The 22,627-nt window shown below is 72.0% G+C and carries 23 protein-coding genes; 13 read left to right on the top strand and 10 right to left on the bottom strand.

Annotated features, from left to right (window positions below; all coding sequences use genetic code 11):
• The first annotated feature begins 344 nt into the window (after positions 1 to 344).
• Genes BMY97_RS24460 through BMY97_RS24445 form a run of 4 tightly spaced genes read left to right on the top strand, consistent with a single transcriptional unit; the run spans position 345 to position 3,439 of the window.
• The gene (locus tag BMY97_RS24460; protein ID WP_091620207.1) at positions 345 to 644 is read left to right on the top strand and encodes a hypothetical protein; all 300 of its coding nucleotides are present in this window, start codon (positions 345 to 347) and stop codon (positions 642 to 644) included.
• Positions 641 to 2,227: an alpha/beta hydrolase gene (locus BMY97_RS24455; RefSeq protein ID WP_091620204.1), complete on the top strand. Its 1,587-nt coding sequence runs from the start codon at positions 641 to 643 to the stop codon at positions 2,225 to 2,227. Before BMY97_RS24460 ends, BMY97_RS24455 begins: the two co-directional genes overlap by 4 nt.
• 29 nt (positions 2,228 to 2,256) lie before the next feature.
• Entirely contained in the window at positions 2,257 to 2,796 is a 540-nt protein-coding gene (locus BMY97_RS24450; RefSeq protein ID WP_091620201.1) for a hypothetical protein, read from the top strand.
• A gap of 52 nt (positions 2,797 to 2,848) precedes the next feature.
• Positions 2,849 to 3,439: a TetR/AcrR family transcriptional regulator gene (locus tag BMY97_RS24445; protein WP_091620198.1), complete on the top strand. Its 591-nt coding sequence runs from the start codon at positions 2,849 to 2,851 to the stop codon at positions 3,437 to 3,439.
• Between the two features lie 90 nt (positions 3,440 to 3,529).
• Here BMY97_RS24445 and BMY97_RS24440 read toward each other — a convergent pair whose 3' ends face one another.
• Positions 3,530 to 4,087 carry a YceI family protein gene (locus BMY97_RS24440; RefSeq protein WP_091620196.1) on the bottom strand — a complete coding sequence of 186 codons (558 nt, stop codon included), beginning with the start codon at positions 4,085 to 4,087 and terminating at the stop codon, positions 3,530 to 3,532.
• A 107-nt stretch (positions 4,088 to 4,194) separates the two neighbouring features.
• On the opposite strand from BMY97_RS24440, the gene BMY97_RS24435 reads away from it, so the two are divergent.
• Positions 4,195 to 4,737 (top strand): MarR family winged helix-turn-helix transcriptional regulator, encoded by a 543-nt coding sequence (locus tag BMY97_RS24435; protein ID WP_091620193.1) that lies wholly within the window; start codon positions 4,195 to 4,197, stop codon positions 4,735 to 4,737.
• On the top strand, positions 4,734 to 5,717 hold the full coding sequence (locus tag BMY97_RS24430) for a glutathione S-transferase family protein (protein ID WP_091620190.1): 984 nt from the start codon (positions 4,734 to 4,736) through the stop codon (positions 5,715 to 5,717). The genes BMY97_RS24435 and BMY97_RS24430 overlap by 4 nt, the downstream gene beginning before the upstream one ends.
• Before the next feature lie 14 nt (positions 5,718 to 5,731).
• On the opposite strand, the gene BMY97_RS24425 is transcribed toward BMY97_RS24430, so the two are convergent.
• The 4 genes from BMY97_RS24425 to BMY97_RS24410 form a co-directional block, all read right to left on the bottom strand.
• Positions 5,732 to 6,478, bottom strand: a complete 747-nt coding sequence (locus BMY97_RS24425) for an SDR family NAD(P)-dependent oxidoreductase (RefSeq protein ID WP_091620586.1) — start codon at positions 6,476 to 6,478, stop codon at positions 5,732 to 5,734.
• Positions 6,479 to 6,594: 116 nt separating this feature from the next.
• Positions 6,595 to 7,236 (bottom strand): LysR family substrate-binding domain-containing protein, encoded by a 642-nt coding sequence (locus BMY97_RS24420; RefSeq protein WP_245787469.1) that lies wholly within the window; start codon positions 7,234 to 7,236, stop codon positions 6,595 to 6,597.
• Positions 7,237 to 7,353: 117 nt separating this feature from the next.
• Complete coding sequence (locus BMY97_RS24415; RefSeq protein WP_091620185.1) at positions 7,354 to 7,581, bottom strand: LysR family transcriptional regulator; 228 nt, start codon at positions 7,579 to 7,581, stop codon at positions 7,354 to 7,356.
• A 26-nt stretch (positions 7,582 to 7,607) separates the two neighbouring features.
• Positions 7,608 to 8,480: a LysR family transcriptional regulator gene (locus BMY97_RS24410; protein WP_091620183.1), complete on the bottom strand. Its 873-nt coding sequence runs from the start codon at positions 8,478 to 8,480 to the stop codon at positions 7,608 to 7,610.
• A 105-nt stretch (positions 8,481 to 8,585) separates the two neighbouring features.
• Here BMY97_RS24410 and BMY97_RS24405 point away from each other — a divergent pair, with 105 nt between their 5' ends.
• Positions 8,586 to 9,446, top strand: coding sequence for an aldo/keto reductase (locus BMY97_RS24405; RefSeq protein ID WP_091620180.1), 861 nt, complete (start codon positions 8,586 to 8,588; stop codon positions 9,444 to 9,446).
• Positions 9,447 to 9,885: 439 nt separating this feature from the next.
• Here BMY97_RS24405 and BMY97_RS24395 read toward each other — a convergent pair whose 3' ends face one another.
• Positions 9,886 to 12,144, bottom strand: a complete 2,259-nt coding sequence (locus BMY97_RS24395; protein ID WP_143086277.1) for a P-loop NTPase fold protein — start codon at positions 12,142 to 12,144, stop codon at positions 9,886 to 9,888.
• A 118-nt stretch (positions 12,145 to 12,262) separates the two neighbouring features.
• On the opposite strand from BMY97_RS24395, the gene BMY97_RS24390 reads away from it, so the two are divergent.
• Positions 12,263 to 13,207: an ATP-binding cassette domain-containing protein gene (locus BMY97_RS24390; RefSeq protein WP_091620172.1), complete on the top strand. Its 945-nt coding sequence runs from the start codon at positions 12,263 to 12,265 to the stop codon at positions 13,205 to 13,207.
• Positions 13,204 to 13,980: an ABC transporter permease gene (locus BMY97_RS24385; protein WP_091620169.1), complete on the top strand. Its 777-nt coding sequence runs from the start codon at positions 13,204 to 13,206 to the stop codon at positions 13,978 to 13,980. Before BMY97_RS24390 ends, BMY97_RS24385 begins: the two co-directional genes overlap by 4 nt.
• Here the strand turns inward: BMY97_RS24385 and BMY97_RS24380 are convergent.
• The 3 genes from BMY97_RS24380 to BMY97_RS24370 all read right to left on the bottom strand — a co-directional run bounded on the left by BMY97_RS24380 (position 13,977) and on the right by BMY97_RS24370 (position 18,959).
• Positions 13,977 to 17,126, bottom strand: a complete 3,150-nt coding sequence (locus tag BMY97_RS24380) for an AfsR/SARP family transcriptional regulator (protein ID WP_091620166.1) — start codon at positions 17,124 to 17,126, stop codon at positions 13,977 to 13,979. The two genes, BMY97_RS24385 and BMY97_RS24380, sit on opposite strands and share 4 nt — an antisense overlap.
• Before the next feature lie 79 nt (positions 17,127 to 17,205).
• Entirely contained in the window at positions 17,206 to 17,862 is a 657-nt protein-coding gene (locus BMY97_RS24375) for a response regulator (protein WP_218156855.1), read from the bottom strand.
• The gene (locus tag BMY97_RS24370; protein WP_091620163.1) at positions 17,850 to 18,959 is read right to left on the bottom strand and encodes a sensor histidine kinase; all 1,110 of its coding nucleotides are present in this window, start codon (positions 18,957 to 18,959) and stop codon (positions 17,850 to 17,852) included. Before BMY97_RS24370 ends, BMY97_RS24375 begins: the two co-directional genes overlap by 13 nt.
• 107 nt (positions 18,960 to 19,066) lie before the next feature.
• Between BMY97_RS24370 and BMY97_RS24365 the strand changes: the two genes are divergently transcribed.
• The 3 genes from BMY97_RS24365 to BMY97_RS24350 all read left to right on the top strand — a co-directional run bounded on the left by BMY97_RS24365 (position 19,067) and on the right by BMY97_RS24350 (position 21,533).
• Positions 19,067 to 19,591, top strand: coding sequence for a YceI family protein (locus tag BMY97_RS24365; protein ID WP_091620581.1), 525 nt, complete (start codon positions 19,067 to 19,069; stop codon positions 19,589 to 19,591).
• 374 nt (positions 19,592 to 19,965) lie between these two features.
• Complete coding sequence (locus tag BMY97_RS24355; protein ID WP_091620160.1) at positions 19,966 to 20,532, top strand: hypothetical protein; 567 nt, start codon at positions 19,966 to 19,968, stop codon at positions 20,530 to 20,532.
• Positions 20,529 to 21,533, top strand: coding sequence for a coiled-coil domain-containing protein (locus BMY97_RS24350; RefSeq protein WP_091620157.1), 1,005 nt, complete (start codon positions 20,529 to 20,531; stop codon positions 21,531 to 21,533). The genes BMY97_RS24355 and BMY97_RS24350 overlap by 4 nt, the downstream gene beginning before the upstream one ends.
• Before the next feature lie 4 nt (positions 21,534 to 21,537).
• On the opposite strand, the gene BMY97_RS24345 is transcribed toward BMY97_RS24350, so the two are convergent.
• Positions 21,538 to 22,026 carry a GNAT family N-acetyltransferase gene (locus BMY97_RS24345; RefSeq protein ID WP_091620154.1) on the bottom strand — a complete coding sequence of 163 codons (489 nt, stop codon included), beginning with the start codon at positions 22,024 to 22,026 and terminating at the stop codon, positions 21,538 to 21,540.
• A gap of 42 nt (positions 22,027 to 22,068) precedes the next feature.
• On the opposite strand from BMY97_RS24345, the gene BMY97_RS24340 reads away from it, so the two are divergent.
• Positions 22,069 to 22,626: a helix-turn-helix domain-containing protein gene (locus BMY97_RS24340; RefSeq protein ID WP_091620152.1), complete on the top strand. Its 558-nt coding sequence runs from the start codon at positions 22,069 to 22,071 to the stop codon at positions 22,624 to 22,626.
• Position 22,627: the final 1 nt, after the last annotated feature.

Below are 22,627 nucleotides of genomic sequence, written 5' to 3'. Positions count from 1 at the left end.
GGTGTTCCGGGCGCCGGCGCGTGCCGGGGCACCCGCAGCGCAGGGCTGCGAGACGGCTGTTTCCCCCGCCCGTAACGCCTTTCCTCGTCACGGGCTGTGCAGCCGCGTACCCGTCGGCGCGATCCGACGAACTTCGCCGTACACAGTCACACGCGGCCTACCGGCGGGCAATACACCGGCTGATAACTATTCAGTCACGTGACTATCGTTCACATATGTGTATGAGGTAACGGCGAGATTTCCCAGGTCAGCGGTGGTTAACGGACAATCCGGCTTTCCGGGAACCGCGATTGCTGTGCCGCCGTCGTACGGGCGTCTTGCGGTCTGGCTGGGGGAGGAGCGTCATGAGCGCCGGTTTCGAGGTGGTTCCCGCTTCGGTGGGCGAGTCGGCGGGCCGGGCGCACCGGGCCGCCGCGGCGGTGCGGCCGGTGGACCTCGCGGGGGCGCTGGCCGAGGTGGCCGCGGGGCTGTCCGGGGGCACGAGCGTCGCGGCGGCGGCGCGGTTGTCCGACGTCTGGGGCGAGGCCGTGCCGAAGTGGGCTTCGGACGCCGAGGCGTACGGGAGCCAACTCGACGACGCCGCCCGCGGCTACCGCGGTGCCGAAGACCGCGCCGGCGCCGACGTCAAGGCCGCGGCCCGATGATCACCTGGGGAGACGTGCGGCGCTGGGACGCCGCCGCGCTCGGCGGAGTGGCGGACGCGCTGAACGATCGGTGCGCCCGCCTCGTCGCGGTCAACGACGACGTCGAGGGCATGGCCGAGTTCGACGGCTGGACGGGCGACGCCGCCACGGCGGCCACCGCGCGCGGCACGGCACTGACCACGGCGCTGGAGCAGCGGGTCGCCGAGGCTTCGGCTGTGCGGCGCGGCGCGCACGAGGTGCAGGCGGCGGTCGAGCGGCTCAGCGTGTACGTCCGGGACACCGACGACCTGGCCGCCCACAACGGTTTCACCCTCGACGACGGCGGCCGGCTCACCGCCGTGCCCGGTCCGCCGGTGCCGTCCGACGCCGCCGCGGCCCGGCAGCGCGCGCAGACCGAGCTGACCGACCGGGTCGAGCAGATCCTGCGCCAGGCCACGGACGTCGACGCGGATTTCGCGGCGATCCTCACCCGCGCCGCGAACGGGGAGATCACCGACCAGGGCGCGACTTCGCTCGCGCAGGCCGCGGACGCGGGTTCGGCGCAGAGCGGGCTTTCGACGCAGGGACCGCCGCCGGGCGGCACACCGGGTGACAACCGCGCGTGGTGGGACAGCCTGCCGGACACCACGCAGGCCACGATCCTGCGGGACGACCCGGACCTCGTGCGCAACCTCGACGGCATCCCGGTGACCGACCGTGACGCGGCGAATCGTGGTGTCCTGCAACGGGAAATGGCCCGGCTACAGGGTGATCCGAGTGAGGACGCGAAGGCGAAGCTGCGTGGCCTCGAGGCCATCCGGACCCGGCTCGACGGGACGGGGCCCGGACATCCGCAGGCCTACCTCGTCGGCCTCGACACCAGCGGCGACGGCAAGGCGATCGTCGCGGCCGGCAACCCGGACACCTCGGTCAACGTCGCCACCTCGGTGCCCGGCACCGGCAGCGAGCTGGCCAAGATCGGCGGCGACCTCGACCGCTCGGACAAGATGTGGCAGTCGGCGACCACGGCGGGCTCGCCGTCGACCTCGGTGATCACCTGGGTCGGCTACGACGCGCCGAACGAGCTGTGGGACGCGGCCAGCGAGAAGTACGCGGACGACGGGAAGGCGGCGTTGTCCGGGTTCGAAGACGGCCTGCGCGCCTCGCACGACGGGCCGCCTTCGCACAACACCGTGGTGGGCCACAGCTACGGGACCACGGTGGTCGGCCACGCCGCGCGCGACGGCGGGCTGAACGCGGACGACCTCATCTTCGTCGCCAGCCCCGGCGTCGGCGTCGACCACGCGAACCAGCTGCACCTCGACGGCATCAGCCAGGCCGACGTCGGGCAGCACGTGCACTCCACCGTCGCCGAGCACGACATGATCAAGCTGACCAACATCGGCATCCCTGGCCACGACGTCGCACTCGGCCCGTCGCCGGCCGATGCCGATTTCGGCGGGCAGGTGTTCGCTTCGGCGCCCGGCACGAAGGGGCCCTGGTACGAGGGCGGGCTGAGCGGCGCCGCGCACAGTCAATACTGGGAGGACAACAATCCTTCGTTACGCAGCTTCGGCCGCATCATCGCGGGGAAGCCGGCGTGAGCGGCGGCCCGCTCCCCGGAGGTGGAGCCATGAACCCCACGATCACCGAACACCAGGCCCAGGACCTGGTCGAGGCGCACCTCGACCGGGCTTTCGCGGCCCTTCCGGCCACGGCCGGGCGGAAGCTGTTCTCGCGCAACCGGTCCGAATGCGCCGACCCGACCGACGACGGCCCGGCCGGGCGCTACGAGATCTCGGCGACCTACGAGGTGACCGGGCTGGACCCGGCGGTCTTCGGCGAGTGTTTCGACGCCGTCGTCGCGTGGTGGCAGGGACACGGCTTCACCGTGCTCGCCGACAAGCGGCCCGCGGACCAGTATGTGTTCGCGCGCAACGATTCCGACGGCTTCGACCTGTCGATCCAGGCGAACGACCTCGGCAAGCTCTACCTCGGGGCGACCTCGCCGTGCGTCTGGCCGGACGGGGAGCCGCCCGCGCCTGCGCTTGAGCCTGAGCCGCCGGTGGTCGTGGACGTCGAGCCGGTCGCGAAACCTCGTCCGCGCCGCGAGGCCGTGGACGAGGAGGACTTCGGCGACACGAACTGGTCGGACGGCGGCACGGCGTACTGATCTCCGGGGCGCGTAAAATGGACCAGCAGGTCCAAGCCTGGAGGAGGCCCCGATGACCGGCACGCTCACCCGCAAGGGCGCCGCGACGCGGCAGCGCATCGTCGAGGGCGCCGCCGCGGTGATCCAGCAGCGCGGGGTGCTCGCCACGACGCTGGACGACGTGCGTGAGCACACCGGCACCAGCAAGAGCCAGCTGTTCCACTACTTCCCGGACGGCAAGGAGCAGCTGCTGCTCGCCGTCGCCCGCTTCGAGGCCGAACGGGTGATCACCGCGCAGCAGCCGCAGCTGGGCCGGCTGCACACCTGGGCCGACTGGCAGGCTTGGCGCGACACCGTGCTCAGGCACTACACGGAACGGGGGCAGCACTGCCCGCTGAACGTGGTGATGTCGCAGATCGGCCGCAACACCCCGGGCGCGCAGGCCGTGGTGACCCAGCTGATGGACCGGTGGCAGGCGGAGCTGACCGCGGGTATCCGGCACTTGCAGTCGGCCGGTGAGATCCCGTCGTCGAAGGATCCGTCGCGGGCCGCGACGGCGCTGCTGGCCGGGCTGCAGGGCGGGGTCCTGATGCTGCTGTCGACGGGCGACCCCGGCTACCTGGAAGCGGCGCTCGACGTGGGGATCGAAAACCTGCGGGGGTAAGGGCTCACGAAACGCGACGGGCCGGCCCACCGTCCGAAGGCGGCGAGCCGGCCCTGCGCGACCCGGTCACCCGGGGTCTGAAGGCGAGACTCAGGCGTTCTTGATCGCCGAGATCTCGAACTCGAGGGTGATCTTGTCGGAGACCAGCACGCCGCCGGTCTCGAGCGCGGCGTTGAAGCTGATGCCGTAGTCGCTGCGCTGGATCGAGGTCGAGCCCTCGAAGCCGACGCGCTCGTTGCCGTACGGGTCCTTGGCGGAGCCCTCGAACTCGAACGGGATGGTGACGGACTTGGTCACGTCCTTGATGGTCAGGTCGCCGGTCACGTCGAAGCCGGAGTCGCCGGTGTGGGCGATCTCGGTGGAGGTGAAGGTGATTTGCGGGTACTGCTCGATCGCGAGGAAGTCGTTGGTGCGCAGGTGGCCGTCGCGGTCGGCGTTGCGGGTGTCGATGCTCTTGGTCTCGATGGTGATCTGCGCGGTCGACTTCGACGGCTCGTCACCGTCGACGGTGAAGGAGCCGTTGAACTCGTTGAACGAGCCGCGCACCTTCGTCACCATCGCGTGGCGCGCGACGAAGCCGATGCGGGAGTGGGCGCCGTCGATCGTGTACTCGCCGGTGTGCTGGGTGAAGGTGGTCGCGCTGGTCATGAACTTCTTCTTCCTCCGGGGATCGGCCCCCAGGTGGTTGAGGGCTCAACAAGTACTGTAGCCCACAATAACTGATTGCGCGAGCAAGCATCGGGTAAACTGCCCGGATGGTGGACGTCGACCCTCTGACCAGCGAGGAACAGGCGGTGTGGCGGCCGCTGACCCGGATCATCACCGTGCTGCCGCGGGCGCTGGATGACCAGTTCGTGAACGACACCGGGGTGTCGATGACCGACTACACCGTGCTCGTCTCGCTGTCCGAAGCCCCCGGCGGCTGGCTGCGCCTCACCGACCTGGCGAAGGTCACGGCCCTGTCGCTGAGCCGGATCAGCCGGGTGGTCGACGGCCTGGTCAAGCGCGGGCTGGTCGGGAAGTCCCGGTGCCCGAGCGACCGCCGGGCCGCCAACGCCACCCTCACCGAGCTGGGCCACCGCAAGCTGGTCGCGGCGTATCCGGGCCATCTCGCGCGGGTGCGGGCGTACCTGTTCGACCACCTGACCCCCGGCGAGGTCGCCGCTGCGGGCCCGATCCTCGCGCGGCTCGCCGCGGCGCTCGAGCCCCCGGAGCCGAACGGGGCCGAACGGATGGCCCCCGTCCCACCGGAACCGACCGAAGAATCGACGAAAGCATCGACGAAAGCTGAGTCATGACCGGCGAGTTCAAGCGTGACCAGAACTACCTGCCCGACCGCATCACCGCGGACGGCCGCGACGGCTGGCCCGTGGCGGCGGGCCGCTACCGGCTGGTGATCGCGCGCGCCTGTCCGTGGGCCAACCGCGCGGCCATCGTCCGCCGCCTGCTGGGCCTGGAAGACGCGCTTTCGCTCGGGCTCTGCGGCCCGACGCACGACGAGCGGAGCTGGACCTTCGACCTCGACCCCGGCGGCCGCGACCCGGTGCTGGGCATCGAACGGCTGCAGGAGGCGTTTTTCCGGCGCGATCCCGAATACCCGCGCGGCATCACCGTGCCCGCGATCGTGGACGTGCCCACCGGCCAGGTGGTGACCAACGACTTCAAGCAGATGACGCTCGACTTCTCCGGCGAGTGGCGGAAGTTCCACCGCGAAGGCGCGCCCGAGCTGTACCCGGAGCCCTTGCGCGACGAGATCGACGACGTCGCGGAGAAGGTGTTCCGCGACGTCAACAACGGCGTCTACAAGGCCGGCTTCGCCACGACGCAGGAGGCCTACGAGGAGGCCTATCGCGCGCTCTTCGCCCGGCTGGACTGGCTTTCCGAGCGGCTCGCGACGCAGCGGTACCTGGTGGGCGACACGATCACCGAGGCCGACGTCCGCCTGTTCACCACGCTGGTGCGGTTCGATTCCGTGTACCACGGCCACTTCAAGTGCAACCGGCAGAAGCTGACCGAGCTGCCGGTGCTCTGGGCGTACGCGCGGGACCTGTTCCAGACGCCCGGCTTCGGCGACACGATCGACTTCGGCCAGATCAAGGAGCACTACTACGTGGTGCACCGCTCGCTGAACCCGACCGGGATCGTGCCGCTCGGCCCCGACCCGTCGGGCTGGCTCACCGCGCACGGCCGCGAGGAACTGGGCGGCCGCCCGTTCGGCGACGGCACCCCGCCCGGCCCGCCGCCCGCGGGGGAGCGGGTGCCGAGCCTGGCGGGGTAGCCGGGAGGAAACCCTTACACCGCAGCGCGTCCGCCGTCGACGGGCAGGATGGCGCCGTGCACGAAGGCGGCTCCGCCGGTGGCCAGGAAGACGATGGCCGCGGCGATCTCGTCCGCGTCCGCGGGGCGGCCGGCGGGGGCGAGCGAGGCCAGCTGGTCGAGGCTCTCGCCCATCACCGCGGTGCCCTCGGTGCGGGTGGGGCCGGGGCTCACGGTGTTCACCCGCACGCCGCGCGGGCCGAACTCCGCGGCCCACGCCTTGGTCAGCAGCTCCACCGCGGCCTTGCTGGCCCCGTACAGGGCCATCCCGGCCGCGCCGAACCCGGCGACCATGGTGGACACGTTCACGATCGCGCCCGAACCCCGGTCCGCCATCTTCGGCGCGAGCGCGGCGACGAGGAAAAACGGCGCCTTGACGTTCAGCGCGAACACCCCGTCGAAGTCCTGCTCCGTCGTCGTTTCGGTGGGCCCGAACGGGAATACGCCGGCACTGTTCACCAGCACGTCGACGTGGCCGGTGATCGCCTCCGCGCGGGCGGCCAGGTCACGGGCGCTCGCCTCGTCGGCGAGGTCGGCGGCCAGGAAGTCGGCCTGACCGCCGTCGGCCCGGATCTCCTTGACCACCTGGTCCCCGCGGTCCGCGTCACGGCCGCCGACCAGCACGTGCGCGCCCAGCTTCGCCAGCTTCACCGCCGTGGCCCGGCCGATGCCGCTGGTGGCGCCGGTGACCAGTGCGGTGGTTCCGGACAGTTCGTTCGTCATGATCACTTCTTCCGAGTCCGTCCGCGGTGTCCCCGCGGTCGTCTCGTTCAAGCACGCCGGGCCGGCGAAGCCTTCCGGGGCGCCGATACCGGCGTCTTATGGCTGCCATAAGCCCTTCACCCGGCCTCCAGCGCCGCGACCAGGTGGCCGAGGTCGCGGCGGTGGGAGGACGCCGGCCAGGCCGCCCAGGTGCGGCGCACCAGCGGGTTTCCCTTGAGCGCGCACCAGGCCAGGTTCTCCGGCACCGGCTGCCCCCAGTCCGGCGGCGCCAGCGCGAACGCGCCACCCGCGCTGACGGCGGCGAACTTCAGCTCCGGCAGAAGGGAACCGGCCGCGGCCGGGCCGATTTCCAGCCCGTGGGTGCGGAAGACAGCGGTGATCTCGTCGTACCAGGCGGGACTGCCTTCGCGGGGGAAACCGATCCAGTCCAGCCCGGCGAGCGCGTCGAGCCGGACGCCGTCCGGGCCGCCGATCTTCTCGGCGTGCTCCTTCGAGAGCAGCACCCCGAGGTTCTCCGCGAGCACCGGCACCGCGTCCAGCTCCGGGCCGACGGGGTGCTCGCGCAACAGCCCGACGTCCAGCTCGCCCCGGCGCAGCAGGGCGGCCTGCCCCGCGGTGGAGGCGTGCACCACCTGCACCCGGGTGTCCGGGCAGGTGCGGGCGAGGTCCGCGACGGCGCGGGAGATCAGCTCGGGCGGCAGCTCCAGCGGCAGCCCGACGCGCAGCAGGCTCCCGCCCGCGGTGGTGTGCCGCGCCACGGCGGCCAGCGCCTGGTCGTACTGTGCCGTTCGTTGCTAATCCGACTACAGCCACGGCGGAAACGGGTTCCTGTGAGCAGATCGGCTGCAGCCCGTGTCCGCCTACTTCCGGTCGGATTAGCAACGTGCCAGCACCGCGCGGGCCTCGGTGAGCAGCGTCGCCCCGGCTTCGGTCGGCCGTACCCCGGCACTGCTGCGGACCACCAGCTGCACGCCCAGCTGCCGCTCCAGCGCCTGCATGGTCTGCGACACGGCCGGTTGGCTCACGTGCAGCCGCCGGGCCGCCGCCGACAGCCCGCCCTCCTCGACAACCGCGACGAAGGCCCGCATCTCCCTCAACTCCATGCCCCCATCCCAGCACGGGGGTACGACTATTTCGGCGGGCGCCGCACGTGTTCCAGGAACGCCGTGGCCGCCGCGCTCGTCGGGTTCGTGGTGACCGACACCGTCTCCCAGGCGGGCACGTGGCCGTCCAGCGGCACGAAGGCGGCGCGATTTGTCTTGTGGTAGAAGGTTTCCGGGACGAGCGCCACGCCAAGCCCGGCGACGACCAGGTCGAGCAGGGAGTGCACGTCGGTGATCTCCAGCGCCACCTTGCGCTGCGCTCCGGCCTCGGCGAGGACGGCGTCGGCCAGGTCGCGGGTGCCCCAGCCCGCCTGGAAGTCGACGAAGCGCTCGTCGGCGAGCTCCAGTGGCTTGACGGAGCGTCGCGCGGCGAAGGGGTGTTCGAGCGAGCACGCCAGGACCAGCGCTTCGCTGCCCAGCGGCGCGACGTTCACGTCGTCCGGGAAGCGCGCGGGCCGCGAGACGAACGCGACGTCGAGGCGCCCGGCCCGCACCTGCTCCACCAGCTCGGTGGAGCCGCCGTGCTGGAGCCGCACGTCCAGTCCGGGGTGGACGGCCAGGAACCCGCTCAGCGCCGCGGGCAGGTGCAGCGAGTACAGGCACTGCAACGACCCGATCGCGAGGCTCCCGCGCATCAGCCCCTGCACCGCGGCCACGGCGTCGCGGCCCGCACTGGTGGCCGAGAGCGCCCGCCGAGCCTCGCCGAGGAAGGCCTCGCCCTCGGCGGTCAGCTGGACCTGGCGGGTGCTGCGCCGGAACAGCACCGCGCCCAGTTCCTTCTCCAGTGCCCGGATCGACGCCGACAAACCGGACTGCGCGACGTGCATCCGCGACGCCGCGCGGGTGAAGTGCGACTCCTCGGCGACCGCGACGAAGTACTCGAGCTGCCGAAGCTCCACGATTCATCACCCTGACTGCTCAACCGGATCGGTTTCTTCTGTTGGACAGCTTAATGCCACCGGCGGACAGTGGTGGAGTAAACGGTTACCACCAGGAGGAAGTCCATGCAGACGCGCCGCCTCGGCGATGTTGATGTCAGCTCCATCGGGCTCGGCGGCATGCCGATGTCCATCGAAGGCCGGCCGGACGAAGCGCGTTCGGTGGCCACCATCCACGCCGCGCTCGAAGCGGGCATCACCTTCTTCGACACCGCGGACGCCTATCACCGCGACGCCGGTGAGGTCGGCCACAACGAGTCCCTGATCGCCCGCGCGATCGCGAGCTACGGCGGCGACACCTCGGGCGTGCTCGTCGCGACCAAGGGCGGCCACCTGCGTCCCGGCGACGGCTCGTGGACGCTCAACGGCTCGCCCGAGTACCTCAAGCAGGCGGCCGAGGCCTCGCTCAAGCGCCTCGGTGTCGAGGCGATCGGGCTGTACCAGTTCCACCGGCCGGACCCGAAGGTGCCGTACGGCGAATCGGTCGGCGCGATCCGCGACCTGCTCGACGAGGGCAAGATCCGCTTCGCCGGCATCTCGAACGCCGACCCGGAGCAGATCAAGCAGGCCAACGACATCCTCGGCGGCCGCTTGGTGAGCGTGCAGAACCAGTTCTCGCCGGCGTTCCGCTCCAGTGAGCCCGAACTGGAGCTGTGCGCGGAACTCGGCATCGCGTTCCTGCCGTGGAGCCCGCTGGGCGGCATCACCAAGGCGAGCGAGCTGGGCTCGCGCTTCGCGCCGTTCGCGGACGTGGCGAAGGCCCACGGCGTCAGCCCGCAGCAGGTGACGCTGGCGTGGATGCTCGCGAAGGCCCCCGTCGTGATCCCGATCCCGGGCTCGTCCCGCCCGGAGACCATCCGCGACTCGGCCCTGGCCGTCGACCTGACACTGACCGCGGCCGAGGTCGCCGCCCTCGACGCCGCCTGACCCCCGCGCGCATCACCGGGCCCCGCGGTCCGGTGATGCGCCGCATCTGCCGGAGCTCGATCAAACCCGCAGTTCTGGAATAACAGAGTCTGTCAAGAGGTCGGCAATGTCAGCCACCCTGTCCTCCTCTTCCGTCATTTCTTGCGAACGAAGGAAGAGGATTACATCCAGTAGTTCTCGATACAGATCACTTCGTGAAACGCCCAATTCCAGCTGTTTGAGGAGTAGTGGCCTGATCTCGCGAAGGCTCTTTTCAGTGCCAACGCTCTCAAGCAGTTTCTCTCTGAAATCTTCACTTACGTTCAAGTCGCAGGGCCCTCTCTCTCTCCTTCCACGATTATGTGTGGAGGTGCACCAGCGTGTCCACCAGGCTCGGCGTGCGGCGTGAAGCGGTAGAGAGCACGCCGGGTTTGCCGCCAGGTGACGTGACCGAAAAAACTCAATCCGTGCCGGGGAGCGCCAGATCGCGGGCCTTGCGGAAGTCCACCAGGGTCAGCCAGGCCAGGTGCGGGTCCAGGGCGAGGTGACGCCGCGCGACGGCCAACTGGTGGAGGTCATCGGTGAGCCGCGCCTCGGTGAGCGCTTCGGTGAAGACCTCCAGCAGCGTCGCGCTGAAGAGCACGAACGCGCTGCTGTGCCAGCGAAGCCGGTTGACCTCGTCGGTGATGTCCTGGGTGGCGCCCTGGTTCAGCTCGGCGGCGAGGGCGGCCAGCTCGACGGCGTTGCCGGATTCGGGGATACGCAACAGTTTCGACCACAGCTCGGCCAGCGCGTCGCTGTGTTCCAGGCCGCGCGCCTGGCCGGTGAACGCGCCGGACTTGGCGGCCAGCTCGGTGCGCACCAGGATGCCCGCGACGACCGAAAGCGCCGGCTGGTACCGCTCGGTGGTCACGTCCACCATGTCGATCGTGGTGCGCCGCAGGTCGCGGGGGAGGCCGCCGGACAGGCAGTGGCACAGGCAGGAGAACTGCTCCTGGATCCCCGGCAGCCGCTTCGCGATCCACAGCCGGCTCTCGTCCATCGTGAACGGCTCGAGGCGGACCAGCTCGGAGAACGCGCTGTCGAACGCGTCGCGCACGGCCAGCCCGCGCTTTTCGAAGCTGACCACCGCGTCGTCGGACACCGCGACGAAGAACAGGCAGCCCGGCACGCCGAAGATGCCCTTGACGTCGTTCACGAGCTGGTGCGCCTTCTCCTGCTCGCCGATCTTGTCCAGTTCGTCGATGGCGACCACGAGCCGATCGGTGACGCCCGTGTCCCGCATCGTCGCCGCGCTGCGCCGGGCGAACTCCCGGAAGCTCGCCACCACCTCGGGGTGCGTCAGCTGCTGCTCGGCCCGCTGGGTGCTGCGGGTGCGGCCGAGGTCGCCGCCGGCCGGCAGGGTGAGCTTGCCCGACCAGCCGCTGGTGTGCGTTTGCAGGAACCGGATCCGGTCGAGCGGCTCCCGCGACTCGGCGAGCAGCTCCCGCAGCTCGGCGTGGCGTCCCCGGCCGTACGCCCGCGCCAGCCAGCGCCCGGCCACGGTGAGCGCGTCGGCCACCAGCCACAGCGCGAGGAGCCCCACGATGATCAGCGCGATGCGGCGATCGGTCGGCTGGCTCGTCCACAGCAGTAACGGTGTTCGCCAATCGCGCGTGAGCAGCTGCCACAGCTCACCGGGGAACGCGAGCAGCGAGCCGCCCCACAGCCAGCCTCCGGCACCCCAGCCGATCGCGACCGAGATGACCACGTTGGCCAGCCCGCGAAGCCCGGTGCGAACCGCGGCCCGCCGGCTTCGCGTGGGTTCGCCGACCTCTTCGCTGACCAGATCGAGCACGGCCTTGCACAGCAACGCGTGCAGGTGCAGAACGAAGTCCCGCGCGTCGTAGTTGGCCGGCGCGGACGCGACGACAACCAGTGGCGCGGGCGCCTCGCTGCCGTGGATGAGCCCCCGCCGCATGGACTGGATCGCGGTCGTCTTGCCGACTCCGCGCTGCCCCCCGAGCGCGACCGCCCCGGTGTCCGCCCGCTCGATGATCCGCCGCAGCCGCTTGGCCGAAGCCGTGGGGACGATCAGCAGGTCCTCTTCGTCGTAGAGGCCCTGCTGATCGTCGAAGGCGAGTTTTGTTCCGTAGCAACACTTCCGATGCGCGGTGAGGTAGGCCCGCAGCTCCGGCAGCACGACTTCGCGGAGCGCGAAATCCCACCGGTCCCCCAACCGGAGCATCTCGACGCCGAACCGGGCCTCACCGAACTTGCCGGGCTCGGAACCGGCCAGCAGCACGGGAGCCCGCCGGATCACCAGCCAGGCGGACAGCACCAGCACGCACAACAGCCCGGCCGTGGTGAAGATCCGGAGGAACACCGGCAGGCTCGGCCAGGCAGCGCGGAACAGGGCGAGGTAGCCGACGCCGAGCAGCACCGCGAACACCAGCCAGGCGACTTCCGGCGCTTCCACAATCCGGGGCCGCCGCGTCGGTCCAGCAGCCTCCGCTCGGTCCTGGATCATCCGGATCTTCGCGAGCAGCGCTTCGTCGCCGAGCAACGCGGTTCGCGCGTCCGCGGCGCGCAGCTCCTCCGCACGCAGGGCCTTCGAGATTTCGTAGTCCTCGAGCGCGTCGTCGACCAGCACCGCCAGCGCGGCGCGCGCGGTCCACGACTCGTGGTCGGTGAAGAACTCCTCGCTCACCGAGCGGGGGTTGCTCCACTCAACGCTCACCCGCGCATGTTGCCACAAACGAGCGTCCGGCCGTGGTGTCAGCGCGGTGTCAGCGCCATCGCCACGCCGTGTCAGCGCCCCGGCGCACGCTGGGCCGACCACGGAGAAAGGGGGAGCCTTGACCACCACTAGGACCACCACCGCGATCACCGCGACCGGGCTGCGGAAGGCCTACGGGGACCACACGGTGCTCGACGGCATCGACCTGAACGTCGCCGAGGGCTCGATCTTCGCGTTGCTCGGCCCCAACGGCGCCGGCAAGACCACCACCGTCCAGATCCTTTCGACCCTGCTGGAGGCCGACGGCGGCGAGGTGCGCGTCGCGGACCACGACCTGGTGCGCGAGCCGGACGCGGTGCGCGGCGCGATCGGGGTCACCGGCCAGTTCTCGGCCGTCGACGACCTGCTCACCGGCGCCGAGAACATGCAGCTGATGGCCGATCTGCACCACCTCGGCCGCGCCGAGGGCCGGCACCGGGTGGCCGACCTGCTCGGCCGGTTCGACCTCTCCGACGCCGCGGGCAAGCTCGCCTCGACGTACTCCGGCGGCATGCGCCGGCGCCTCGACCTGGCGATGAGCCTGGTCGGCGTGCCGCGGATCATCTTCCTCGACGAGCCGACCACGGGCCTCGACCCGCGCAGCCGCCGCACGATGTGGGGCATCATCCGCGAGCTGGTCGCGGGCGGCGTCACCGTTTTCCTCACCACGCAATACCTCGAAGAGGCCGACCAGCTCGCCGACCGGATCGCGGTGCTCGACCACGGCCGGCTCGTCGCGCAGGGCTCCGCCGAGGAGCTGAAACGGCTGGTGCCCGGTGGTCACATCCAGCTGCGCTTCGCCGACGTCGCCTCGCTGGCCGCCGCCGAGCGCCTCTTCGACGGCTCCACCCGCGACGACGACGCGCTGTCCTTGCAGGTCCCCAGCGACGGCGGCGTCCACTCGCTGCGCGCCCTGCTCGACCGGCTGGACGCGGCGTCGGTGGAGGTCGGCGAGCTGTCCGTGCACCTGCCCGACCTCGACGACGTTTTCCTCGCACTGACGGAAAGGACCTCGGCCCGATGAGCGGCTACGCCTTGCGAGACTCCTCGACCATGGTGCGGCGCAACATCAAGCACATGATCCGGTACCCGTCGATGACGGTGCTGCTGGTCGGCATGCCGGTGATCTTCCTGCTGCTGTTCGTCTACGTCCTCGGCGGCACGCTCGGGGCCGGCCTCGGCGGCGGGCGCGGCGCGTACGTCGACTACGTGACGCCGGGCATCATCCTGATGGCGATCGCCGGCGCCGTCCAGGGCACCGCGGTGGCCGTGTCGATGGACATGACCCAGGGCATCATCGCGCGGTTCCGCACCATGGCGATCAGCCGCGCCTCGGTGCTGACCGGGCACGTGCTGGGCAGCGTGATCCAGGCGATGCTCAGCGTCGCGGTGATCATCGGCCTCGCGCTGGCCATCGGGTTCCGCCCGGACGCGGGCCCGCTGCAGTGGCTCGGCGCGCTCGGGATGCTGGTGCTGCTGTCCTTCGCGCTGACCTGGCTGACGGTGGCGCTCGGGCTGGTGAGCAAAAGCGTGGAGACCGCCAGCAACCTGCCGATGCCGTTGGTCCTGCTGCCGTTCCTGGGCAGCGGTTTCGTCCCGACGGACTCGATGCCCGCCGGCGTGCGCTGGTTCGCCGAGTACCAGCCGTTCACCCCGGTGATGGAGACGGTCCGCGGCCTGCTGCACGGCACGCCGGTGGGCGGCACCGCGCTGCTGGCCGTGGGCTGGTGCCTGCTGATCACCGTCGGCGGCTACGGGTGGGCGCTGCGGCTGTACAACCGGAACCTGGTCCGTTAGTCCACAATGGACGTGACCAGCGCGGGAACCTCCGCGGTGGTCACGTTCTCGCCGTCCTGGAAGGCCTCCTCGTACGCGGCCTCGCCGAGCACTGCGCGGGCAGCCTCCTCGATCCGGGCGGAGTCCGGCTGGGTCAGGTCGCGGCCGCCGCGCACGGTGGCGGCGACGGCCAGCGTCCGGGCCGCGTCGGCGGGGCGGCCCTGGCGCAGCGCCTGGTCCGCGACGCCGACCAGCATCTGGGCCAGGTACAGCGCGTCGCCGGAATTCCGGGCCAGGCCGAAGGCCTCACGACGGGAAGCCGCGGCCGCCGGCAGGTCGCCGGCGTCGGCGTCGAGAAAGGCCTGGGTGTACAGCAGCATGGCGCGGAACACCGGGTGCACCGGCGAGGACCCCATCAGCGCTTCGGCGTGGCCCAGTTCCGCGCGGGCTGTGGCCGGGTCGCCGCGCCAGCGCGCCAGCTCCGCCTTCGCCTGGGCCAGCCCGGCGAGGGCGTCGGGAAACACGACGGTCCGCGCGTCGTGGTCGGCCGCGGCCAGCGTGGTGGCGGCGGCTTCGCTGTCGCCGAGCAGCCAGAGCAGCTGGGCCTGGCGGCTGCGCAGGTGCAGGACGTCTTCCAGGGTGCCCATTTCGGAGACGACGGCGATCGCCTCCTCGTTGTGGCCGACCGCGGCCGCCAGGTCGCCGCGGCGGCTCTCCAGCTCCGCCAGGGTGCCCAGCGCGAGCGAGAGTCCCCACCGCTCCCCGGACGCCCGGAGGTCCCGCAGCGACTGCCGGGCGTCGGCCTCCGCTTCGTCGAGCCGATCGCCGAAGCTCACCAGCATCCGCACCCGGGTCAGCCGGGCGTGGCCGCGCAGCCAGGGGTCCTCGTCGGTGAGCAGACCGTCCAAAGTGTCCAGTCGAGGCTCCGCGCCGTCGCGCAGGCCGCCCATCAGCTCCTGCAACGGGATGAGGAACCGCAGCATCGGGTGCGCGGAAGTCTCCCGGTGGGCGAACTCCAGCGCGGTCTTCACCCACGAATCGATCTCGCGGTCGTCGCCGATGCCCGCCGTGACGAACATGGCGTACAGCGCGTACGCCGTCGCTCGCGCCTCGTCGACCTCGCCGGGCACAGCCAGTACCTGCGTGATCAGGTTCAGCCCTTCGCTCCGGTGCCCGCCCAGCAGCCAGTACCAGCCGGCCGCGACGACCAGCCGCACGCACAAGGCGGCGTCGCCGGCAGCGATGGCGCCGCGCACCGCGGACGTGAGGTTGTCGTGGTCCGCGGCCAGCAGCGCCAGCCACTCGAGCTGCTCGGCGCGGCGCAGGTGCGGGTCGGCCGTCTCGGCGAGCCGGGCGAACCAGTCCGCGTGCGCCCGGCGCGTCTGCTCGCGCTCGCCGGCCTCGTCCAGCCGCTCCAGCCCGTACGCCTTGATCGTCTCGAGCATCCGGTACCGCGGCTCGCCCTCGTCCGGCGCGACCACCAGCAGCGACTTGTCGGTCAGCGCGGTGAGCAGTTCGAACGCGTCCGGGTCGCCGCAGACCGCGGCGGCCGCCTCGGCCGTCGCGCCGCCGGAGAACACCGCGAGACGGCGCAGCAGCGTGCGTTCGGCGTCCGAAAGCAGTTCCCAGCTCCAGTCGACGACCGCGCGCAGGGTGCGGTGCCGCGGCAGCGCGGTGCGGCTGCCGCCGGTGAAGAGCCGGAACCGGTCGTCGAGGCGGGCGGCCAGCTGGTCGGCGGTGAGCGCGCGCAGCCGGGCCGCCGCCAGCTCGACGGCGAGCGGCATCCCGTCCAGCGCGCGGCAGACTCCGGCGACGGCGCCGACCGTCGTGGCGTCCACGGTGAACCCGGGGCGCACCGCCGCCGCGCGGTCGGCGAACAGCCGGACTGACGCGCACGACATCGCCTCCGTGACGCCGCTGTCCTCCGACGGCAGCGCGAGCGGCTCCACCGGCCACAGCGCTTCGCCCGTGACGGCGAGCGCTTCCCGGCTCGTCGCGAGGATCCGCAGCCGCGGGCATTCGCCGAGCAACGCGTCCGCCAGCTCCGCCGCGGCGTCGATCACGTGCTCGCAGTTGTCCAGTACCAGCACGGCATTCCGGGTGCGCAGCGCCGCGACCGCCCGGTCCCGCGGCGTCCCGGCCGCCGGCCCGAGGTAGCCCTGGCCACGCAGGCCGAGCGCGGTCAGCACGGCTTGCGCGACGTCCGCGCCGTCGGTGACCGGCGCCAGCTCGACCAGCCAGACGCCGTCCGCCTCGTCCAGCAGCGTGCGGGCGGTCTCGGTGGCCAGCCGGGTCTTCCCGGCGCCGCCCGGCCCGATCAACGTCGTGAGCCGGTACTCGCCGACCAGCTTCGCGACCACGGTGACGTCGGCGTCCCGGCCGACGAAACTGGTCAGCCCGGCACGCAGGTTCGTCCGCGATTCGTCCACTGTGGAATCAAACGCGGCGGAATCAAACGCGGCCGAACTAAACGCGGTGGAGCCACGCAGGATGGACGCGTGCAGCTCCGCCAGCTCACCGGACGGATCGGCGCCCAGCTCTTCGGCCAGCACCCGGCGGGTCCGCTCGTAAACGGTCAGCGCCTCCGCCGGGCGGGCGGCCGCGCACAGCGCGCGCATCAGCGCCGAGGCCAGCCGTTCGCGTAACGGGTGTTCGGCCAGCAGCTCGGCCAGCTCACCGGTCAGCGCGGCCCCGGCACCCAGCCGCAGCGACGCCTCGGCGTGCTCCTCGACGGCGGTCAGCCGCAGCTCCGCCAGCCGCGCGAGCGGGGCCTGGAAGTACTCGCCGTCCGCGGGCACCGGGCCGCGCCACAAGTTCAGCGCCTCGCGCAGCAGCCGGGCGGTGTCGGCGTCGCTGCTCCCGCGGGCCCCGGTGAGGAGTTCTTCGAACCGGGCCACGTCGGTCTCGGCCGCCAGCCGGTAGCCGGTGGGCGTCGAATCCGGCGCGATGCCCGCCTTCCGCAGCCGGGAGACCAGCGCCTGCAGCGCGTTCGCCGTGCCCGGCGGGTGCTCGCCCCAGACGGCGTCCACCAGCCGCGCCGACGCGACGACCCGGCCCGGTTCCAGCGCCAGCGCGGTCAACAGCGCGCGCAGACGGGCGCCCGCCACCTCGACGGCGGCGCCGTCTTCGGTCCGGACGTCCAAGGGCCCCAGCAAACTGATCCGCACCGCTCGATTCTGCCCTGCCGGGGCCGCCGATACCTCGGGGATCGCCCGGATTTCGGCGTCGTCGGCGTCGTCAGCGTCGTCAGCAGAGCCCGGCGTCGTGCATCAGCAAGGCGACCTGGGTGCGGTTGCCCACGTCGAGCTTGGCCAGGATGCGCGTGACGTTCGCCTTCACCGTCGCCACGGAAACGTGCAGCGACGCCGCGATCTCGGCGTTCGTGCGGCCCTCGCCGACGGCGGTGGCGACCTCGTGCTCACGCGGGCTCAGCGCCGCGAGGGCCCGGCGCGCGGTGTCGTACGCGCTCGCGTCGGTGGCCGCGCGGTCCATCAGCCGGCGCGTGATGGACGGGGACAGGATCGGGTCACCGGCCGCGACGCGGCGGACGGCGTCGACGATCCGCTCGGGCGGCGAGTCCTTCAGCAGGAAGCCGCTGGCGCCCGCGCGAAGGGCTCGGAGCACGTTCTCGTCGGTGTCGAACGTGGTCAGCACGATCACCTCCGGCGGCCGCAGCCGGGCGCGGACCCGGGCGGTGGCGGCGATGCCGTTGACCCGCGGCATCCGGACGTCCATCAGGACGACGTCGGCCGCGTGCGCGTCGAGCAGCGCGGGCACCTGATCGCCGTCGCCCGCTTCGCCGACTACCGCGAGGTCTTCCGCGCCGTCGAGCATCAGGGCGAGCCCGGCGCGGACGAGCGCGTCGTCGTCCACCACGACCACTCGCACGGTCATGCCGGCCACGGCAGCTTCGCGTGCAGGCGGAACTCGCTCGCCGTGGCCCGGTGGTCGAGCTGCCCGCCGGCCAGCCGGACGCGCTCGGTCAGCCCGACCAGCCCGGTGCCGGAGCCGGGCACCGGCGGCGCGCCGGCGTCGGCGAGCGGGTTGCGGACCTCGATCTCGAGCCGGGTGCCGGGCGAGCCCTCGAGCGCGATGCGGACCGGACGGCCGGGCGCGTGTTTGCGGGCGTTGGTGAGCGCCTCCTGGACCACGCGGTAGACCGTGCGGCCGGTGCTGCCGGGCAGCGTGCCGGGGTCCGCGCGGGTGTCGGTGACCTCGACCGGGGTGCCGGTGGCGCGGGACTCCTCGACGAGCGCCGTCAGGTCCGCGAGCGACGGGACGGGGTGGTCCGGCTCGTCGTCGCGAAGCAGGGTGATCACGTCACGCAGCTCGTTCAGCGCCTGGTGGGTGGTGTCCCGGATGACGCCCGCGGCCTGGGAAAGCCGCTCCGGCGCGGCGTCCGGCCGGTACTCCAGCGCGCCCGCGTACGTGGCCAGCAGCGAGAGCCGGTGGGCGAGGACGTCGTGCATCTCGCGGGCGATGTTCGTCCGCTCCGCAGCCCGTGCCTCGGCGACCCGGCGGCCTTGCTCGGCCTCGGCGCGTTCCGCCCGCTCCTGGAGCGAGCAGATCAGCTGGCGCCGGGCCCGCGCGAGCTGGCCCGACGCCACGAGCACGGCATGGCCGAGCACCACCAGCACCACCCACCAGGCGAAGTTCAGCCCGGGCATCGGCCGCCACAGCCAGCGCAGCGTGTGCGCGGCGAGCCCGGCCGCGGCGACCCCCGCGGTGACGACCAGCGGCCGCCGGTTCGCCACCGTCATCAGGCCGACGCTCAGCGGCGGCGTCGCCGTCGGAGCGAACAGCGCCAGCGCGGCGAGCACGTACGCCGCCGCGACCGGTCGCGTCCGCAACAGCGGCAGCAGCGCGCAGCCGACGGCGCCGAGCACGAGGTCGGTGACCACGAGCGTGCCGGACGCGTACTCGCCCCACGCCGTCGCGGCCACGCACACGGCGACCACGGCGAGGACGAACGCGATGCGTCGGTCGTAGAAGATGGGCACGTCCTGAGCGTACGACCGCGCCCCCTCCGCCCACAGCGACCAAAGTCGACCTCACGCTGGTCGGGTGACCGATGCGGGCCCCGGCCGCGGTGCCCGACGCTGGCGCCATGACCGTCACCGAAACCCTTCAGCTGCCCGCGCCCGGCGCCTACCGCCTGGACCCGGACCGCACCGCCGTCACGTTCAGCACCCGCCACCTCTTCGGCCTAGCCCCGGTGCGGGGCTTCTTCCGGCTCCGCTCGGGACACGTGGACGTCGCCGACCCACTGCCGTCCTCGGCGGTCAGGGCGGTGATCGAAGCGTCCAGTGTGGACACCCGGAATCCGGTGCGGGACACCGCCGTCCGGTCGAAGCAGTACCTGGACGCCGAGCACCACCCGGAGTTCGTGTTCGCCTCCACGGGCATCGAGCCCGCGGGCGAGGGGTGGTCGGTGGCCGGTGTCCTCACCATTCGCGGCCACCGCGAGCCGGTCACGCTCGCCGTCACCGCGTGCGCCCCGTCCGCCGGCGGTTTCCTCGCGGTGGCTACGGCCCGCGTCGACCGTTACGCGTTCGGCGTGACCACCATGCGCGGGATGGCCGCGCGGTACCTGAACCTGCGCCTGGAGATCCGGGCGGTCGCCGTCCGCTGAGGCCGGCTCCGATAAAGGACGACCTGGTCCTGCCGCCGGAAGAGGCTTCGGCGGGGCGGCTCGCGGAGATGGTGCGGGCGCGGGGGCTGGGGGTCTCCGCGGCGCACGGTCGGCCTGACCGAGGGGTTCGGCCCGGACGACCGCGTGCCCGGGCTGGTCGCCGCCCGGATCGGATGGGTGCACAACCTGGTGTACGCCGAGATCGGCCGGCACGTCGTCGCGGGGGAGCGGCCCGATGCCGTCGCGGCGGCGGCCGTTCCGCTGCCAGGTGCCCGCCGGGCCGGACGACGACGAGCGCGTCGCCAGGGAAGAGACGGTGACCCGAAGTCGCGTCGTTCCCGTCTTCCGGCGCGCTTCGTACCTACAGTGGCCGGGTGACTACGCCCGCACAGCACAAGCGCGACCAGGCGACCGCGCGCGTCGCCCGGCTCCAGGAGGGCCTGCGCGCGGGGCTGGCCGGCCTGCCCGCGCTCGCGGATGACCAGGAGCGCACCGCGGCCTTGGACCGGCTGGTCGACCAGGCCGGCGATCTGCTGACCACCGAACGCGAGGTCGAGGCCGCCGCCGAGCAGGTTCGTCTGGCCCGGTTGGAAGCCCGGCGCGTGGGCACGCAGCGAATGGCGCTGTACCTCGCGACGCTGCCGGTCGGGGTGGGGCTGGTGGCCGGCGCGCTGATGCTGTTCGGCGGGATCAGCGCGGTGTGGGTGCTGCTGGTCCTGCCGTTGCTCGTCGCCGGGCTGCGCATCGCGCTGGGTCCGGTGGGCCCGACCCCGCTGATGGTCGACCGCCGGCTGCGCGCGGCGTACACGGGCGCGGCGGCCGGCGTGTTGACGGCGGCGGCGCTGCTCGACTTGTCCGGCGTCGCCGGGGCGGTGCTGATCCCGCTGGCCGCGCTCGCCGCCGTGGCCACGGTGCTGTTCCTGGTGCAGGAGGTCCGGTGACCCACTCCGAGTACTACGCCGACACCGGGTACTACCCGGACGCCGAACCGTTCGACGAGCCGGACGCCGAGCGTGAGGACGAGTTCGCCGTCCTGTCCGACACGGTCGACGGCATGCAGGAGACCGTCGACGACCTCGAGTCGCGCACTGGGCGGGAGCTGACCGACCTGCGTGAGTCCGTGGACTCCTACCGCGAAGCGCAGGAGCGCCACGAGTCCCGGCTGGACCTCGCGACCCGGCAGCTGGAACGGCTCAAGCAGCGGCTGCTGGTGCTGGAACGCGCCGTCCGGGTGTCGGAGAAGGTGCCGGTGGTCAACCTCGACGACGTCGGCCCGGAGCTGCGCCGGCTCGCGGCCGAAGCCGAGCGGCGGCACGCGCTCACCGCGCAGCTCATGACCGCGAACCAGCGCCAGCCCTACGAAGAGGACATCGCGCTGCTGCCGAAGGCGTGGGAAGCGTTGGCGGACAGCGAAAAGTCGTTGATCGCGGTGCTCGGGGTGCTGGCGACGACCCAGCGCACGGACGAGCGTCGCGGCGACGCCGAGGCTCGGCTGTCCGAAGTGGCCGCCCGCCGTCGAGGGGTGCTGGACCGTCAGCTCCCCGCCGCGGTGAAGGACGCCGAAGCGGCCCAGCAGGCGCTGGACGCCGACGACCGGACGCGCACCCGCGTCCTCCCACAGATCGAGAAAGCCGAGCGTGACTGGGAAGAACTGCACGCCCGCCTGCGCGAGCGGATCACCGGCGCGCTCGGGTCGAGTGCGCTACTGCCGGTGTGGTTCACGCACGCCTTCGGGGTCGCCCCGCCCTCGGGCGCGGCGAGCGACCGGTGGATCCGCGCGGCTTCGTCGGTGCTGGCCTACCGCGTGACGCACGGTGTCACCGATCAGGCCCTGCCACTGGGCGAGCCCCCGGCAGCCGACACGGATTGGACGCAGCCGCAGTGGTCCTGGCGCGCCCGGCTGGAACAGGACATCGAAGACCTGGACGACAGCGGCGTCTGAATCCTCAGTGCAGATCACGCTGCGCCCAGGCGACGTCACGCCAGGCGCCGAGCTTCCAGCCGATGTGGCGGTAGGTCCCGATGGGCTCGAAGCCGAGCGCGCGGTGCAAGCCGGCGCTCGCGTCGTTCGGCAGAGTCATGCCCGCGACGGCCGTACGGAAGCCGCGCTCGGCGAGCCGGGCGAAGAGCGCTTCGTACAGCGCGCGGCCGCTGCCCGTACGCCGTCGGCCAAGCTCCAGGTACACGCTCACTTCGCACGAGAACCGGTACGCCGCGCGCTCCTTGTACGGGCCGCCGTACGCGTAGCCGACAACGCGGCCTTCGTCCTCGATGACGAGCCATGCGTGGGTCTTCAGGGCTTTCGTGATGCGGTCCGTCATTTCCTCGACGGTGGGCGGCTCGATCTCGAACGTGATCGCGGTGTCCGTGACGTACGGCGCGTAGATCGCCGCGCAGGCTTCGGCGTCGCTCGCCGAGGCGTCTCGAATCAACATGGCCACTATAGTAGACATGAGCCGCTGCTATAGTCGACAGCTGTGACGGATCCCCTCTCCGAGTCGATCGCCGCGACACTGCGCGCGGCGCGCCAGGCCCACGACATCTCGGCCGGCGCCCTCGCCGAGCGCGCGGGCGTTTCCCGGGCCATGGTCGGCAAAATCGAGCGTGGTGAAGCCCAGCCGACGGCGGTGCTGCTGAGCCGGCTGGCGTCCGCCCTCGGCATGAGCCTGTCGGAACTGGTGGCCCACGCGGAGGACCACGACCGCCAGGTCGCGCGCGTCGCGGACCAGCCGAGGTGGACCGATCCCGTGACCGGTTACCTCCGCCGGTCCGTCTCGCCCCCGGGCCGCGGCGCGACGGAACTCGTCGAGGTCACCCTGCCGGCGGGCGCACGGGTCGCCTTCCCGGCCGACTCCTACGCGTTCGCCGATCATCAGATTTGGGTACTGGACGGGCATTTGCGCTTCCACGAGGGCTCGGCCGTCCACGAACTCGACGCGGGCGACTGCCTGCAGCTCGGCCGTCCGCAGCCCTGCGCGTACGCGAACCCGACGGCCGAGCCCTGCCGCTATCTGGTCGTGCTCACCAAGCGCTGAG

The organism is Amycolatopsis saalfeldensis, assembly GCF_900110575.1.
GTDB lineage: Bacteria > Actinomycetota > Actinomycetes > Mycobacteriales > Pseudonocardiaceae > Amycolatopsis > Amycolatopsis saalfeldensis.
The sequence above is the reverse complement of the archived record's forward strand: the minus strand, read 5'-3'. Positions and strand labels throughout refer to the sequence as shown.

Coding starts and splice junctions, on each gene's coding strand:
- BMY97_RS24460 (WP_091620207.1), top strand. CDS start 345: ATGAGCGCCGGTTTCGAGGTGGTTCCCGCTTCGGTGGGCGAGTCGGCG.
- BMY97_RS24430 (WP_091620190.1), top strand. CDS start 4,734: ATGACCGGCGAGTTCAAGCGTGACCAGAACTACCTGCCCGACCGCATC.
- BMY97_RS24435 (WP_091620193.1), top strand. CDS start 4,195: ATGGTGGACGTCGACCCTCTGACCAGCGAGGAACAGGCGGTGTGGCGG.
- BMY97_RS24405 (WP_091620180.1), top strand. CDS start 8,586: ATGCAGACGCGCCGCCTCGGCGATGTTGATGTCAGCTCCATCGGGCTC.
- BMY97_RS24365 (WP_091620581.1), top strand. CDS start 19,067: ATGACCGTCACCGAAACCCTTCAGCTGCCCGCGCCCGGCGCCTACCGC.
- BMY97_RS24415 (WP_091620185.1), bottom strand. CDS start 7,581: ATGGAGTTGAGGGAGATGCGGGCCTTCGTCGCGGTTGTCGAGGAGGGC.
- BMY97_RS24345 (WP_091620154.1), bottom strand. CDS start 22,026: ATGTTGATTCGAGACGCCTCGGCGAGCGACGCCGAAGCCTGCGCGGCG.
- BMY97_RS24385 (WP_091620169.1), top strand. CDS start 13,204: ATGAGCGGCTACGCCTTGCGAGACTCCTCGACCATGGTGCGGCGCAAC.
- BMY97_RS24450 (WP_091620201.1), top strand. CDS start 2,257: ATGAACCCCACGATCACCGAACACCAGGCCCAGGACCTGGTCGAGGCG.
- BMY97_RS24455 (WP_091620204.1), top strand. CDS start 641: ATGATCACCTGGGGAGACGTGCGGCGCTGGGACGCCGCCGCGCTCGGC.
- BMY97_RS24440 (WP_091620196.1), bottom strand. CDS start 4,087: ATGACCAGCGCGACCACCTTCACCCAGCACACCGGCGAGTACACGATC.
- BMY97_RS24425 (WP_091620586.1), bottom strand. CDS start 6,478: ATGACGAACGAACTGTCCGGAACCACCGCACTGGTCACCGGCGCCACC.
- BMY97_RS24445 (WP_091620198.1), top strand. CDS start 2,849: ATGACCGGCACGCTCACCCGCAAGGGCGCCGCGACGCGGCAGCGCATC.